We start from the raw sequence: 16,218 nt of genomic DNA on the forward strand, positions 1-16,218 counted from the left end.
ATTTAGGCATCCAACTAGTTTTATTAACCACCACGGGTAATACGGTTCGGTTAAGCCGAAAAAATAAAAATGTGTAGGTTGAGTTGAGGAACGAAACCTAACATATTGCAGGGTTTGTTGGGTTTTACTTCCCTGCGGGAAGCTACGCAAACGTTCAACCTAACCTTGTATCTTAGAAATAATAGTAGACCGTCCCAAGACGATTAAGTTTTTAAACAAGTGGCAAACGATGCAACGGATTTCTTGGCGCAGCGAACACACTTAAATTGGTGCAATGTTCAAAGATGTCTGCACATCTTTTAAGGGTGTTTCCCATAATCTGTTCCATTCGATGCCAAACAAAGGTTTTGCCCGTTTTCCCATCATCCAGCCTTGCGTCAATCCATCCATAATCTGCTCACAGAGTTCGACTTCGTACATTGCGGTTTTGAGCAAATTCTTAGCAAGCAGGGCTAGAAATAAACGGTCTGGTACTAGCTGTACGGTATAAAAAGCTTCTAGTTTAACCTCACCTGGTTTATCAGTATCACACCCTGTAACGACGTGCCAGATGTCATGAGTTTCACCAATGTGAACACCCAAAAACGTAAACGGATCATTTGCAATTTCGTTAACAGGCATTGGAGTTAATCCTTTGGTGATCATGTGATCTGCATAAAGATAGCCCAGTGTATGGTTAGGTAATTGATGCAGTTGCTGTAAATCGATTTTTCCCAGCAAGGGGCGGTCTACAAAAGCTTGTTTGCCTTGGGGGGTCAGTCTGAGAAATGCCACAATTTTTTGGAGCGTAACTGGCTCGTTCAGAACATGGGAAAGCTTATTAATGGTAGCGAAATCTCCATAAGGAGATTTCACCAATTCCACAAAACTCTCCAGAATTGCCGTTTCTTGAGACTGATTGATGGTTTCTATCATGGGTTATTAATTAATTATTGAAAAATTAATGATAGCTAAATTTTGGTTACTTCCGCAGCGAGTAAAGCAGTTTTTGGAACTACTTGTCTGGGCTATTCGTGAAATTAAATTATCATAATCTTGTAACATAATTATTCTCCTCAAAATACGTACTTATTTTAATCTCCCCATTCCGCCCTCTTGGTAACTCAGCACTGGCTCAACCATAGCTATCGGCTAACAGCAATCCGGAAATGATTTTACCCCTGACAAATGGTTCACCCGATTGGGGGAATGCGATCGCCTCATCAGGAACTACTCTGAAAGAAGGTGCAGTTTGAATTGTGTTAGCAATTATGCCTACAGAATGAAAACTCTTAAATTAGTTATTCTGGCTTTTAATTGTACATCAATAGCTTGTGTATCAAAGGGTTAAAGAGTGGATGAAACCGTTGTAAAATCGCTGTATACACCAAATTGCCAGCAAGACGCTATTAACTTGCTCTCAAAACTTACTGTCAATTTACCAGGAATGATTTTCCAAGTTCTGCAACAGCAGGATGGTTCTGTGTTAGTGCTTTATGTTAGTTCTGGTTGTGAATATTTGTATGAATTAGAACCAGAAGCTATACAGAAAGACTTTCGGGTGCTATATAAACTGATTCATCCACAGGATATAAAAGCTTTTACAGAATCTATAGCTTTTTGTACTACAAATATTACACCTTGGCATTGGGAAGGTCGGATCATTACGCCTAGTGGGATTAAATGGATTCAAGCTACTTCGCAACCGGAACGACAAGAATCAGGTGATTTGCTTTGGAATGGCTTGGTCATGGATATTACAGACCGAAAACAAGCCCAAGAAAAATTACTTGAGAGTGAGGCGCGGTATCAAGCAGTTTTGGATGCTATCCCCGATTTAATGTTTCGCATCAGCCGTGATAGCGAGTATCTAGATTTGAAAAGTGAGGGAGCAAATGTCAGTCTTTCGAGAGAAGAAATAGTGGGTAAACATGTGCAGGAGTTATTGCCTAGTGATGTTGCTGCAATTAGCCTAGAAGCGATGCCGAAGGCGGGCTACGCCTACGCTAAAACTTTAGATTCTGGAACATTACAAACTTGCGAATATCAACTACCAACGCCTTTGGGAGTCAGAGATTATGAGGCGCGGTTGGTGGTGAGTGGTCAAGATGAGGTAGTAGCAATTGTCCGAGATATCACAGAACGCAAACAAGCAGAAGTAGCTTTACAAAATCTTGCCCAAAAATTTGCTAAAGCTTTTAGTTGCAGCCCCGATTCAATTACCATCAGCACACTCCAAGAAGGACGCTTCATCGAAGTTAACGATAGTTTTGTGAAACTCTCAGGTTATGAGCGGAGTGAGGCGATTGGTAAAACTTCTTTTGAATTAAATCTTTGGGTACACGATCGCGATCGCCTGAATTTATTACAGGAGTTGCAAGCCACAGGAGTTGTTCGCAACTTAGAAGTTGAATTTCGGCAACAGTCTGGCAAAATAATTACAACGCTGCTTTCAGCCGAAATCATTGATTTAGATGGTCTGCCTTCGCTTTTAGCAGTCCATCACGACATTACAGAACGCAAACAGGTAGAAGCACAATTACGTCTATCAGCAGAACGCGATCGCTTGTTGGCAAAAACCTTAGTACGAATTCGGTCTTCGCTTAACTTAGAGGAAGTTCTTCAAACCACCGTGACGGAAGTCAGACAATTTCTGCAAGCAGATCGGGTTTTTATTGGTTTAAATAATCCCAAATTAGGAGCCAGAACTCTCGCAGAATCAGTAGATTCTAAATATCCATCAGTCACAGGATGGTCTACTAATGATGAAGCTTATCTACAAGAATTGAGAAACTTACTCAAAGATAATGTTGTGGGTATCGTTGAAGATATGGCACAAGTAGCATTATCTCCCAAAGTCAAAGCGCACTTTAAAAAATTCCAAACGAAGGCGACATTGGCTGTACCAATTATGCTAGGTAATGAATTATTTGGGGCGTTAATTGCCAACCAATGTTCAGGGCCGCGTCATTGGCAACCAATAGAAATTGATTTGTTACAGCAGATGTCAGAACAAGTAGCGATCGCCATTCACCAAAGCCAAATTTACCAAAAACTTGCAGAACTTAACACTAATTTAGAACACCAGGTACAAGAACGGACAGCACAATTGCAGCAGAAAATGCAAGAAGTTGAAGAATTGCATCGGGTAAAAGATGTTGTTTTGCACACAGTTGCCCACGATTTACGAACTTCGGTGATGGGTAACTTGATGGTGTTAAAAAATTTGTTAAATCAAAAAGTGGGGTGTGGGGGAGAAGCAGGGGAGCAGGGGGCAGGGAGCAAGGGGGAGAATAAAAAATTACCTCTTTCCCCTCTGCCGCCCGCACCCTGCCCCTCTGCCTCCTCCCAATCCCCAATTCTAGTATCTCGCAGGGTAATTGAGCGGATGATTCAAGGCAACGATCGCCAACTGACGATGATTAACTCATTGCTAGAAATTAATTCCAGTGAAAAACAGGGTATGGACATCAAACCCGAACCTGTGGATTTTAACAGCCTACTAAGAGCGGTTTTCGCCCATTTGGAACCCACTCTGGCACAAAATCAAGCAACTCTGAAGAACTTGGTTCCCGCCGATTTACCATTAGTAATGGCAGATGCAACTCGATTGCAGAAAGTTTTGGCACATTTGGTAACACATAGTTTGCAAAACAATCCACCAGGATTAAATTTTATTCTAAGTGCCAGCGTTGAGGGCAAAATGATTCGCACTCAGATTGAAGATGATGGTGTGACAATGAGTAAAGTAGAGTGCGATCGCCTTTTCGATCTGCATGTCCGCGATCCCCAAGACTGTTGTTCCACAAGCATTGGCTTAAAAACATATCTTTGTCGGAAAGTTATTAAAGCACATGGCGGCGAAATTGGTATTATAAGTAACCGCAAGCGCGGGTTAACTTTTTGGTTTACACTACCTTTAGCAACATCCGTAACAAATCGCCCATAAATCACCAAAAAATGAGAGGGTGTTATTTATGGCAATGTTGAGTTAGGGAAACACCCTCAAGGTATGGGCAAAGTTGCTCGGATGCTAATGGCTACTCCGTTTACAACAGTGCAAAGATGGTGCAGACAAAGCTTTTCTGCACCAATAAGAGATGAAACCACTACTCTTTACAGAGATTGGCGTAACCGTTTTTTGTGGCAGAGATTGCGTTTATGGTTATTGCTGGCGCTGATGTGTCTGTTGTCTTTTACTTTGCGAGACATTTACGGGTTGTTTTTTCCTGTTGCAGAGTTGCAGCATCTGCCAGAAGTACTTAGAACTCAGCGCCTTGTAATTAATATTACAATGTTGCTGTGTATATTAATCTGCTTTGCCTTACATAAAACTAAGTTAGGTCGTCGTCATCCAGATTTATTATTTTTGGGGTCTTCTTGGTCAATTAGTCTAGCATCGCAGTTGTTTGCAACCATCACAGGTTTTGCACTACCCGATACCATCGGTTGGTCGCTGCTATTCTTAAGCCAAGCTGTGTTGCTACCCGTCTGCTGGATTCTTCACTTGCTGACTCAAGTAAGTGTACTGATTTACTATTTTGGTGTGAATACAGCACTTGGACTAAAAACACCAATCCCCGGCCACCCAGAAATATATAATGTAACGTTCATTTTATATATTTTTTGGTTTTGTACTATCTGCGACATTGGTGTTTATCTGTACGATCGCTTGCAACGTTCTGAATTTTACGCCCATCAAGAACTGGAATCTGCCTACCAAAAACTCAAGGTTGCAGAAGCTAAATATCGCAGCATTTTTGAGAACGCCGTTGAAGGGATTTTCCAGAGCAGTCCCGATGGACGTTACATTACAGCAAATCCGGCTTTAGCACGCATTTATGGCTACTCCTTAGCGGAGGAAGTGACAGCAAATTCCACTATTATTGAACAATTGTACGTTGATCCAAACCGCCGCGCCGAATTTGTCCGCCTGATGGAATATGGCAGCATTTCCGAGTTTGAATCCCAAATTTATCGCCGAGACGGGACTATTGTCTGGATTTCGGAAAAAGCCTACGCAGTGCGTGACGAACATCTTAAACTGCTTTACTACGAAGGTTTAATTGAAGACATTACCCAGCGTAAACAAGCTGAAGAAGAACTACGAGTATTTTTCCATGCAGTTTCTCACGACTTACGTAATCCAGTGCTGGGTACTTTAATGGTACTGAAAAATTTGCTTGCACGTCCCGAAGAGAATATTTCGATTTCCCGCTCAATTTTAGAGCGGATGATTCAAAGTAGCGATCGCCAACTTAATTTAATTAATTCCTTGATGGAAGCTCATATCAGCGAGGTGCAAGGTGTTGTTTTGCAGCGTCAAACCGTACAATTACTGACAGTTGTCGAAGCTGCGATCGCAGATTTAGAGCCATTGCTAGAGCAAAATCAAGCCAAACTGACAAATTTGGTATCCGCAGATTTGCCATTAGTGAATGCAGATCCCACGCAACTATGGCGAGTCTTTTCTAACTTAATTGTCAATGCTCTGAAACATAATCCCCCTGGTTTGCTCTTGACAATTCACGCTACCCGTGCAGGTAAAATGATTTATTGTACTGTTAGTGATAACGGCATGGGCATTAGTCAACAACAAAGCGATCGGCTTTTTGACCTTTACTTTCGGGGTGCAAATATCCGCAATTCTGTAAGTTTGGGATTGGGGTTGTATTTGTGTAAACAAATCATCAATGCTCACGGCGGCGAAATTGGTGTGAACAGTGCATTGGATGCAGGGGCAACTTTCTGGTTTACATTACCTATTAGCTGACCTTTATAGGCAGGGGTCAGCTCCAGAAGAACAACGTTGTTCAGAAATATTATGCCCTGAATAATTCGGGCTACTTATCCACGCTTGCGACCACCGGATTTTGGTTCTAGAATCATGTCATATCATGTCCGCTTGATTGCTTATTAAACCGGAAGAACCCCACCCCCGCCAAAGCTACGCTTTGTCTCCCCTCTCGAAAAGCGGGGAGGGGATTAAGGGGAGCCAGTGCGGTCTTGGGGTCTCCCCAAGTGGAGCATCTGGCGTGTGGGGTGCAATGACTGTGGTTAGCATAACTAATTATGCGGACATGATATCACTGAGAAATTCATATTAAACATGGGTATGCTTTACTCATCATCTCTGCGACTTTTCAAACAGGTATTAGTGACAAAAGTAACTATTTAAAAGTGACTTTAGATACAGGCGTGTGCCAGATTATTCCGATTATATTGAGAGTATACAAATCAATGCAACGGAGATTAAAGGATATATGAACCGCTTTAAATCTATTCTTCTTGGAGGCTTATTAGCAGCTGTTTCAATTGCTGCTCTTTCTCAAAATGCTAATGCTGCTGAATTTAAATCTGAGCAGGATCATTTTAATCGTGATAGTGTAGCTTTTAATAACAATAGAGTCCAACGCGAACATCAAATCCGTGAACAACGCGCTCGTGAATTGCGTGAACGTCAAGCCCGTGAACAACGCGCTCGTGAATTGCGTGAACGTCAAGCCCGTGAACGACATACTCATTTTCATCGCTAAACTGAAAATTTTCCCTTATATCATGTTAGGAGAGCAGCAATACTCTCCTTTTTTTGTTTACATAACAACATTAGATTAACTGACCTGTATTAAAGCATAGGGTAGGCGTGGCGAGGCGGCTTGTGGCAATCCATCGCTAGTTAACCCACAAATTAGTTTTATGTTTTAAAGTAGAAAGTAGCTTGATTGAAAGTGTTTGTTACTAGCAATGAAAATTTTAGGGTTAGTCCTGCCAGTCCTATTGCTGCTAGGCACGCCTGCGATCGCAGTTGAGTACAAAGGGCAAAATATTGATGGTAAAAAGCTGCCTGCTAGGGCTTGTTTCATAGATAGAAGAATCCCCGTGCGTTCACGCCGGGGAATGTCAAATCACAGAAAAGTGCATCGAATAATTGCTAGATAGTTGCTTATTTAATCGTTTGATTAAACATCTATTTTACTTTCAATTCCTACTGGCTCTATCAGCTTTTCTTCAGGGGTAAACTCATCAATAAGCGTAATTATCACTGCGGCCGCAGGTACTGCAAGCAGCAGACCAATAAATCCAAATAGCTTACCCATTACTAAAAATGTCACAATCACCATCACTGGATGGATATTAACTTGCTGACCCATCACCAAAGGCTGAACAACATGGGCATCTATTTGATTCATTACAAAGAAAACGATCAACACAAATACTAATTTTAGTGGTGAAATACTCAATGCTACTAATGCTGGTAAAAAGGCACCAATGATCGAACCAAAGTAAGGAATTATTTCAAATAAACCTGCAATAATCCCAAATGGTAGGGCTGACGGAATCCCCAAAATCAAAAGTCCAAACGTTGCTCCTACCCCCAGAAATATCATCGCTATTCCTGTCCCAAAAATCCAGCCTCGCAATCTTGTTTCGCAAGCTTTAAGGATTCGTTTAGAGCGTTGATGATGTCGCATTGGAACTAATCTTAAAATCCCTTTCACTAAAGAATTAGGATCGTAAGCCATATAAAGCGCTAAGATTAACGTCGCTACCAACTCAACGGTTAAACTTAAAGCTTCACCTAAGAAAACTGGTACTCCCCCTAGCAACTGGTCGGTCAAATTCCGTAATTGTATTAGTGCTTGGGAAATGTCAGGAATAAAAGTAAATTTCTGACGCAGTTGTTCAACATCTCCTGTCAATCTATTGAGATAAGTTGGTAATGTTTTGATTAATTTTTGAGATTCAAATGTCACACTAGGTAGAACTACAGTGGCTAATACCACAACAAATCCGACGATTAATCCAATTAGTAGCAAAACAGCAACATCCTGTGATTTTACTAACTTTTGCAAAAACCGTAATAGCGTTCTCAAAATTAAAGCAATCAATGCTGCTATAACTAAAAGTTCTAATACGGGCAAAAGTTGGTATAAAATGTAGAGTACCGCCGCTACTATTACTGCCAATGGCGCACCACGACTTAACTGCGACCATCCATTATCTGTATCTCTGGAATTCGCCATTACTATCACTTATTCTTCTGTTTTAATTTGACAAATTTAGTGCCTGGGATGGCGCAGAATTTTTCTTTTTAAGAGTAGCTGTAAGCCTGATTACCACAAGTCTAGTTTTTTTCTCCTGTTTGTACGCATATAGTCAAGTCAGTTTTAATTTGTTCAGATATTTTACTCCCTAGCTAAAACTTTATTCTATTTACCCTCAGAAAGGTCTAGACATTTAAATCTTCTTTCTTGAGAAATAAGTTTAACTATTTTGTGCGTCTGCATGAAAAATATGATTTCCTAATTTAAGTAAGTCGGCCTAAATAATCATCACTGGCTCGTAGTTGCGCTTTAGCGCTAAAGCCCAACTACGAGCCAAATACAGAGATTTGACTTTTGGTTACATAGTTTGGTTTTTTCTCGCCGACCTACTTACCCAATTGTAGTTTTCTCCTTTGCCGAACCCAAACGGGCGCTACTCAATCACCACGGTCAATTAATACACGTATAATCAAGTCAAGCCCTTGCTGTGAGCCATCAACAATAATGATTTGATCTGGCTGACGTTAACTGCTCTAAAACGTGACAGATAGTCAGCGATCGCCTCTGGCAGAGCTTGATATCCCATAGATTGATAAGTATAGTCCAGAACATGTCTACGTTAATCGGCAATGGCGAGACAATAGCTTATATCAAATCCGTTTGTATAAAAATTATTGCTCTTTCCTCTGCCTCTGCGCCCTCTCTGTCTGGATTTGATATTACGGCACAAGTCTATGGGGAATTTGTCTGTAAAACAAGCGATGCGCTTGCTGCGCCACAAAAAAGCTTAACTTCCAGAGAATAATTTTACTGCGATCGCTACCATTTATGCAACAGATTGTGCTATATAATCTGCATTTTAAAAGAAATTTGTACTCAATTGATAAATTCCTCAGCAAGGGACTCGTATTTTCCATAGATTTGCTGTATCTTGTTTATTCCGTGCAATTATTAACACCCAACTTTTCCCAACTTTGCTGTCATCCAGATTTTCAGCCAATGCCCTTGGGGAAGCAGTAAACGAAAACATTAACAAGATAGATATGAAGATCATCAAAAAATCTGACAAGCTGACTCTCAAGAAAATGATGGAAATCCAACACGCTGAAGACCAAAATCTTCTCTTCTGTAGTGTCAATTCTTCAACCCCTGTGATTGATGAGCAACCAGCAACGATTCCAGAGGCTATTCCTGACTATATTCCCTTCCTTGACAATCCTCCAGTCCAGTCTGTTGGCAACTCTGGCTGGCAGATTTCTGACATCTGGCGAGATATTCGAGTTGATGATTTTTGTAGGTGATACTCTTTTGAAGGAGGAATCATTGCTTATATCATGTCCGGCTAATTAGTTACAGTTACCCTAGTGCAACAATCAAAAACCCGTCTTTTCCCCAGCAAGAACTGCGGTCTTGATGATAAGGGACTTCCAAGAAATAAATTATCCAATCTTGTGGGGTGGGCAACATGAGCGCCTTTGACTATGGGCTCTCGTGTCGCCCACCCCACAATAAATAGTTGTATATTTTTTTATTTGGAAGTCCCTAAGTCTTTAACCGGACATGATATTAGAGTTCAATTATTGTATATATAGCAAAAACCTTGCGATCGCTAATTCATTGATGGACTTTCAATTATGATGTAACCTTGCCGTTCTGAGATATCTGGCAGTTCAAAATGATATTTGCAATCAAAACGACTGCGTTAGCCGCTTTAAGAGCATTATAGAATAGGAAATAAACCTTATATACATTACGCTAATTAAGCAGAATTGCTCATGACCAGTTCTAAACGCCACTATCACATCACTACTTTCGGTTGTCAGATGAATAAAGCTGACTCAGAGCGCATGGCTGGCGTTTTGGAAGACATGGGCTTTGAATGGTCAGAAGATCCGAATAATGCAGATGTAATTCTCTACAATACCTGCACAATTCGGGATAATGCCGAGCAAAAGGTATATTCCTACCTTGGTAGACAAGCGAAGCGTAAACATGAGCAGCCTGATTTAACCCTCATCGTTGCAGGTTGTGTTGCCCAACAAGAAGGTGAAGCGCTATTGCGGCGAGTCCCAGAATTAGATTTGGTAATGGGGCCACAACACGCCAACCGGCTTAAAGATTTGTTGGAGTCGGTGTTTGAAGGCAATCAAGTTGTCGCAACCGAATCGGTTCATATTATTGAAGATATCACCCGGCCGCGACGGGATAGTAAAGTTACAGCTTGGGTTAATGTAATTTACGGCTGCAACGAACGCTGCACCTATTGCGTAGTTCCCAATGTGCGCGGTGTCGAACAATCTCGCACACCAGAAGCAATCCGGGCGGAAATGGTAGAATTAGGACGACAAGGTTACAAAGAAATTACTCTCCTCGGTCAAAATATTGACGCTTACGGCAGAGATTTGCCAGGAACAACAGCAGAAGGTAGGCATCTGCACAACTTCACAGATTTACTTTATTATGTCCATGACGTGCCGGGGATTGAAAGGCTAAGATTTGCTACTAGCCATCCCCGTTATTTTACTGAAAGATTAATTAAAGCTTGTGCCGAGTTGCCCAAAGTCTGCAAACACTTTCATATTCCCTTTCAATCTGGGGATAATGAACTTTTAAAGGCGATGTCGCGGGGTTATACCCATGAAAAATATCGGCGGATTATCGATACTATTCGGCGGTATATGCCAGATGCTTCCATTAGTGCTGATGCGATTGTCGGTTTTCCTGGGGAGACAGAAGCACAGTTTGAAAATACCCTGAAACTGGTGGAAGATATTGGCTTTGATATGTTGAACACAGCCGCATATTCACCGCGTCCGGGGACACCTGCGGCGTTGTGGGGCAATCAGCTAAGTGAAGAAATAAAAAGCGATCGCCTGCAACGTCTCAATCATCTGGGAAACTTGAAAGTAGCCGAGCGATCGCAACGTTATTTTGGACGCATCGAATCCGTTTTAGTGGAAGACCAAAACCCCAAAGATCAAACTCAGGTGATGGGACGCACTGACGGTAATCGTTTGACATTCTTCAATGGTGACATCAAAGAATTGAAAGGCGAATTAGTGAAGGTAAAAATTATCGAAGTTCGCCCTTTTAGTTTGACAGGTGAACCAATTGAAGTCAAACAAGCCTTATCTGTCTAAGAATTGGACATCTGCAAAAATTAGATGTGGGTATCCAAAACCCTTAGACATCTCAGACAATGAATGTAGAGACGTAGCACTGCTACGTCTCTACAAGGGTTTCAGGTTACGCATATTTAATTTCACCAGAGACGCGAAATTTTGCGTCTCTACATCTTTTTTTCAAAGACGCGAAATTGCACTTCGTGTCACTACGCTAACGTGTTTATACTACTTCACCTTAACCCCGAAACGGACAAACCCGTAGGAATTAATTGGTGTACCTGGTGCAGTTGCACTTGGCACATTTCCTAAATTCACAATCACTACACCGTTATTATTACTACCATCACATTTGATATCCGGGTACTTAATATTGGGATCAACACCTGGGGCTAAATATTCTCCTTTATCGCCATCAGCCGCATTAGTTAAGGATTCAGTTACACCATTATATTGCCAGATGATCCCCCGATCGCCACTTGCAAGACCACTGCTGTTTTTAGCTGGAAAACTATTAAATGCAGTTGGTAAAAAAGTAACATTATCGGGAATGCGATCGCAAATCAAAACATTATTTGCTGTTGTCTTATTTGCCGAAAGGAAATAGATAGTGTACTCTATTTCATCACCCGGCTTGACTTTACCGCCATTGATACCGCCAAGCATGAAGCTATTTAAGGATGGCCACTTGTCTGTATCTAGGGGCGGATCTGTTGGTGTAGGCTGGGTGGAAATCGTGATGTTATTATCATCGTAGGGATTAGTTGGGGAATCAATATAACTGGCCAAAGAATCTCCCCCAACTGTGGTAGTACCGCCATTAATCGCTGTAATCCGTTTCACCAAGAGAACATTTGGCTTAGTACAAACTTGAATACTGGTAGCTTGAACGCCCAAAAAGAAACCAACTCGATCAGGGCTAGAATCGACGATAACTTCAATAGTGTTCACCCCAGCTTGCCAACCGTTGGTGATGTTAACGGTTTTCAATGTGCCATAATCAGCAGCTCTAGGATTTGCCGCCGGAGTTGGCACAAGATTTTCCACTCCATTCACCTTAATGCTGACAAATTGATTATCAATCGCCACGCCAACGGGTAAAGAAATTGAGAGCGTATTGGCATTACTGGGCAAAGTCAGTGTGGAGGTGAATTTCAGTCGCACATCATCAGAGGTGCCAGGTCCAGAGAAGCTACCGTTACCTTCCCCTTTAATGCCATCTAAATCAGCATCATTATGCTTTCCATCGCCGTTTACGGATAAGCGGAACGGATAGCTAATCCAGCGAGCATTGGCTGGTTCATTCACCCAAGCACCAGGCGCGAGGTTGCCAACAACTACCGCCGGCATTGTCCCGACCGGGCGCGGTGGGGCATAGGGTGTTCCAATGCCGCTAGCCGGGCCTGCAATCCATTCAGCAGTCCAGTTTAAGTCATTTACTCCGACTGCTAATTGCCCACCACCAGTAGTAATCCCGGTGTTCAAGGCAGTTCTGTAGTCTGGGTTACAGGTGGTTGGGGCAGCATCAGCCGCAATAGTATAGGCTTGACGAATGCCAAAGTTTTCATTGGTAAGATTGCTTGTAGTCGTGGTCAGGGCAATATCACCCAATGTAGAAATTACTGGATCGATTGTGCCGTTGAGGTTTTCGCCCGTATTGTACCAGCCACTTGGTATACTAGGGGTTGTGGGTGCGGTTGAGCCGATCGCTACACTATTATCATTAGAAAGCCGCAGTGTCACAGGGGCATTTGGCGGAATGTTAGTCAAACTGTAGGTTCCATTAGCTGCGACACTGGCTTTATCTACTACTTTACCAGCAGTATCAATGGCATAAATTGTCAGGAAACCTGACCCCGCATCTGTTCCGGTATCGCTGCCGTTGATGGTAACATCTGCATCAGCATCGCTAAACACTGTCCCGGAAATACTGACAGCATTAACTGTCACAGTCAGGATTGCACTGGCTTCTTGGCGGTGATTTATCGCATCTCCATTAATCGGTACACCTGCTGATTCATTAGAAACACCATCAGCGTTGTCAACAGTATATAAATCTTTACTTCCAGTTCCATTTGCTCCCACAATATAGGGGGTGTTGCTATTGCTGGGTTGTCCACCAGTATTACCTAGTGTGACACTTACAGGTTGTCCACTAACTGCTGTGACTGTGACTGGAACCCGCACCACAATCGTCGCGCCTGCGGGAATCGAACCGTTATTAGCTGAAGCGATCGCACTTAACAATGTCCCCGTATTAGCACCATTCGCAGGAACGGTAATATTATTACCAGTAAGGTCAACTGCTGCTGCTGATCCACTACCATCAGGGTCATAAGCAACAATTTTTAGTGTCCCAGCTGTACCCCCAGTAATCGCCGAAGGTGCATCAGGAATAAAGAACTGTGTCGGATCGTTGCCGACGTTAGTAATTGTAAAGTCAAAGTTGACAGTACTACCAGTTATTGCAGTGGGTGTATTCGCTGGTGAAATTGTAATCCCTGCAATTTCTGCTACAGTTACTTTAACTATATTTGATTCAACTTGTTTTTCAGTATTATCTGTAGAATCAATAAAACTACCAGTTCCTTGGTTATCAATTACAGTACCAGCTGTCGGACTAGCAGCCAATGCTGGTAAGACTTGTAGTAAAGTACCGCTTAAAAATAAATATATCAGTATAACTGCGCGGCAGTATAATTTACCCTTTCGGTCTTTTTGGCGTTGATGACTAGACTTTTTCTGGATTAATTGATGTTTTAACATAAGTAGTTTTGGTTTTTCAATACTGAAAAAATTTAAATTCTTTCCTAAATTGTAGAGACGCGATATATCGCGTCTCTACAATTTAGGGGTTAGTTAAAGTTAGGGCTTCACCTTCGTCACAAAGCGAAAGAAACCATAGGAATCATTAGGTGTACCTTGCCCTGTTGACCCTGGCATAGTAGTTAAAGTCGGTGCTCCAGTATTACCAGTCACATCAATAACTAAAGTGCCATTACTATTAGCTGTCTTCAGATAACAATTAGCGGGAACACTACCAGCACCACTAATCAATTGAGCGCGATCGCCTGCGTCATTAGCACTAGTTAAATCAACTACTGTACTCGTTCCTAGCTGCAATTGCATATCTTTGCTAGTACCATAAGCGCCGACTTTAAAATCTTGGGTGTCACTAATGCGATCGCACAATCTCACAGTATTGGCATTACTACTACCCGCATTCAGGAAATAGATTGTATATTCAATCTCGTCCCCTGGCTTAATTTTGCCAGCATCAATTGCCCCTAACAGATAGTTAGACTTCCAATTGGGGCTGTTATCGTCGGCTTGATGAGTCGAGGTGGTATCGTCAACGAAGGCATTTAACGGTGTGTTGTCATTGGGGTTTTTGGTGCGATCGCCATTAATTGCTGTAATCCGTTTGACTAATAAAACATTGCCACGAGTGACAAAGGGTATCGTCGCTGTGGCAGGAGTCGGATCTTCTTTGCCCGCAGCATCGATCGCCGCATAGGTAAAACTAACGGTAATTGCTCCATCTTGAGGGTCAAGCTTTAATAACGTTGGGTCATAGCTACTAATGATCTGCCCCGCAGTTACGGCTACGTTATTGTAAGTCAGCGTTCCATTGGTCGGTAAGGTGACAATTTTGAATTTATTACCACTGCCCAATGCGCCATCTTCAGGGTCAGTCCCCGCTAATGTCGGCACTTGAATCGTTACCGTCCCACCCGGATTGGTTTGAGGCGCTGGATTTAAGTTGGTCGTATCCGGGAGTTGCTCAATCCCAAAATCTTGATTGATGATGTTGATCCTCGCCGTAGTGATGGCAATATCACCAGGCGTAATGGTTTCAGTGGTGCCATTTTTGTTCTCACCAGTATTCACCCAGTTAGTCGGCAAACTAGGCGTTGTGGGAGCCGTTGCCCCAATTACTACAGTGGAGTCGTTAGACAGCCGCAGCGTCACACTGGAACTTACTGGGACATTCGGCAGACTGTAAGTTCCATTAGACGCGACTGTGGCTTTATCGACTACTTTGCCAGTAGTATCGATAGCATAAATAGTGAGGTTAGTTGATCCGGCATTGGTTCCCACATCGCTGCCATTGATGGTAATACTACCATCAGCATCCCTAAACACAGTTCCAGTCACTGTGACAACACTATTGACTACGGTCACCGTCTGGATCGCACTCGCTTCTTGGCGATGATTTGTCGCGTCGCCATTTATCGGTGGCCCTGCTGATTCACCGGAAGTACCATCGGGGTTATCAACAGTGTATAAATCGTTGGTTCCACTTCCATTCGCACCCACAATATATGGAGTGTTGCTATTGCTGGGTTGTCCACTCGTATTACCTAGTGTCACACTCACAGTCTGTCCGTCCGCTGCCGTGACGGTCACTGGAACCCGCACCACAATCGTCGCACCGGCGGGAATCGAACCGTTGTTAGCAGCAGCGATCGCACTTAACAATGTTCCTGTACTGCGACCCCCACTCGGCACAGTAATGTTGTTGGAGGTCAAGTCAACTGGGGCTGCCGGTCCACTGCCGTCTGGGTCATAAGCAACAATTTTCAGTGTCCCTGCTGTACCGCCGCTAATCAGCGATGGAGCGTCGGGAATAAAGAACTGGGTTGGGTCATTCCCAACGTTAGTGATTGTAAAGTCGAAGTTGCTAGTACCACCAGTTATTGCACTGGGTGTATTCGCGGATATTATCGTAATCCCTGTAACTTCTGCCACAGTTACTTTAACTGTATTAGATTCAATCTGCTTTTCAGTATTATCCGTAGAATCAATAAAACTACCAGTTGCTTGGTTATCAATTACAGTACCAGGTGTCGGACTAGCCGCTAATGCTGGTAAGACTTGTAGTAAAGTACTGTTTAAAAATAGATATAACAGTATAATTACAGGGGAGTAGGATTTACCCTTTTGGTCTTTTTGGCGTTGATTATTAGACTTTTTCTCGATGAATTGATGTTTGAACATAAGTAGTTTTGGTTTTGTAATAGTGGAAAATTTGAAATTCTTCCCTAGGTTGTAGAGACGTAGCACTGCTA

11 protein-coding genes are annotated in these 16,218 nt (G+C 42.5%); 7 read left to right on the top strand and 4 right to left on the bottom strand.

The window, feature by feature from the left end; all coding sequences use genetic code 11:
• Positions 1 to 261: 261 nt before the first annotated feature.
• Positions 262 to 915, bottom strand: coding sequence for a Coq4 family protein (locus V7K32_RS16605; protein ID WP_334994932.1), 654 nt, complete (start codon positions 913 to 915; stop codon positions 262 to 264).
• 418 nt (positions 916 to 1,333) lie between these two features.
• On the opposite strand from V7K32_RS16605, the gene V7K32_RS16610 reads away from it, so the two are divergent.
• The 4 genes from V7K32_RS16610 (at position 1,334) to V7K32_RS16625 (ending at position 6,918) form a co-directional block, all read left to right on the top strand.
• The gene (locus V7K32_RS16610) at positions 1,334 to 3,928 is read left to right on the top strand and encodes a sensor histidine kinase (protein WP_334994933.1); all 2,595 of its coding nucleotides are present in this window, start codon (positions 1,334 to 1,336) and stop codon (positions 3,926 to 3,928) included.
• A gap of 63 nt (positions 3,929 to 3,991) precedes the next feature.
• Positions 3,992 to 5,752: a PAS domain-containing sensor histidine kinase gene (locus V7K32_RS16615; RefSeq protein ID WP_334994934.1), complete on the top strand. Its 1,761-nt coding sequence runs from the start codon at positions 3,992 to 3,994 to the stop codon at positions 5,750 to 5,752.
• A gap of 490 nt (positions 5,753 to 6,242) precedes the next feature.
• Positions 6,243 to 6,515, top strand: a complete 273-nt coding sequence (locus tag V7K32_RS16620) for a hypothetical protein (protein ID WP_334994935.1) — start codon at positions 6,243 to 6,245, stop codon at positions 6,513 to 6,515.
• A gap of 208 nt (positions 6,516 to 6,723) precedes the next feature.
• Positions 6,724 to 6,918 (top strand): hypothetical protein, encoded by a 195-nt coding sequence (locus V7K32_RS16625; protein WP_334994936.1) that lies wholly within the window; start codon positions 6,724 to 6,726, stop codon positions 6,916 to 6,918.
• A gap of 20 nt (positions 6,919 to 6,938) precedes the next feature.
• On the opposite strand, the gene V7K32_RS16630 is transcribed toward V7K32_RS16625, so the two are convergent.
• Positions 6,939 to 8,003, bottom strand: a complete 1,065-nt coding sequence (locus tag V7K32_RS16630) for an AI-2E family transporter (protein WP_334994937.1) — start codon at positions 8,001 to 8,003, stop codon at positions 6,939 to 6,941.
• 631 nt (positions 8,004 to 8,634) lie between these two features.
• On the opposite strand from V7K32_RS16630, the gene V7K32_RS16635 reads away from it, so the two are divergent.
• The 3 genes from V7K32_RS16635 to miaB all read left to right on the top strand — a co-directional run bounded on the left by V7K32_RS16635 (position 8,635) and on the right by miaB (position 11,164).
• The gene (locus tag V7K32_RS16635; RefSeq protein ID WP_334994938.1) at positions 8,635 to 8,829 is read left to right on the top strand and encodes a hypothetical protein; all 195 of its coding nucleotides are present in this window, start codon (positions 8,635 to 8,637) and stop codon (positions 8,827 to 8,829) included.
• Positions 8,830 to 9,067: 238 nt separating this feature from the next.
• Positions 9,068 to 9,325: a hypothetical protein gene (locus V7K32_RS16640; protein ID WP_334994939.1), complete on the top strand. Its 258-nt coding sequence runs from the start codon at positions 9,068 to 9,070 to the stop codon at positions 9,323 to 9,325.
• Positions 9,326 to 9,799: 474 nt separating this feature from the next.
• Entirely contained in the window at positions 9,800 to 11,164 is a 1,365-nt protein-coding gene (gene miaB / locus V7K32_RS16645; RefSeq protein WP_334994940.1) for a tRNA (N6-isopentenyl adenosine(37)-C2)-methylthiotransferase MiaB, read from the top strand.
• A gap of 210 nt (positions 11,165 to 11,374) precedes the next feature.
• Here miaB and V7K32_RS16650 read toward each other — a convergent pair whose 3' ends face one another.
• Both V7K32_RS16650 and V7K32_RS16655 read right to left on the bottom strand, forming a co-directional pair.
• On the bottom strand, positions 11,375 to 13,912 hold the full coding sequence (locus tag V7K32_RS16650) for a hypothetical protein (protein ID WP_334994941.1): 2,538 nt from the start codon (positions 13,910 to 13,912) through the stop codon (positions 11,375 to 11,377).
• Positions 13,913 to 14,011: 99 nt separating this feature from the next.
• A complete protein-coding gene (locus V7K32_RS16655) occupies positions 14,012 to 16,147 on the bottom strand; it encodes a hypothetical protein (protein ID WP_334994942.1) in 2,136 nt (711 codons plus the stop codon).
• Between the last annotated feature and the right edge of the window lie 71 nt (positions 16,148 to 16,218).

The organism is Nostoc sp. (assembly GCF_036917635.1).
In the GTDB taxonomy this organism is placed as follows: domain Bacteria; phylum Cyanobacteriota; class Cyanobacteriia; order Cyanobacteriales; family Nostocaceae; genus Nostoc.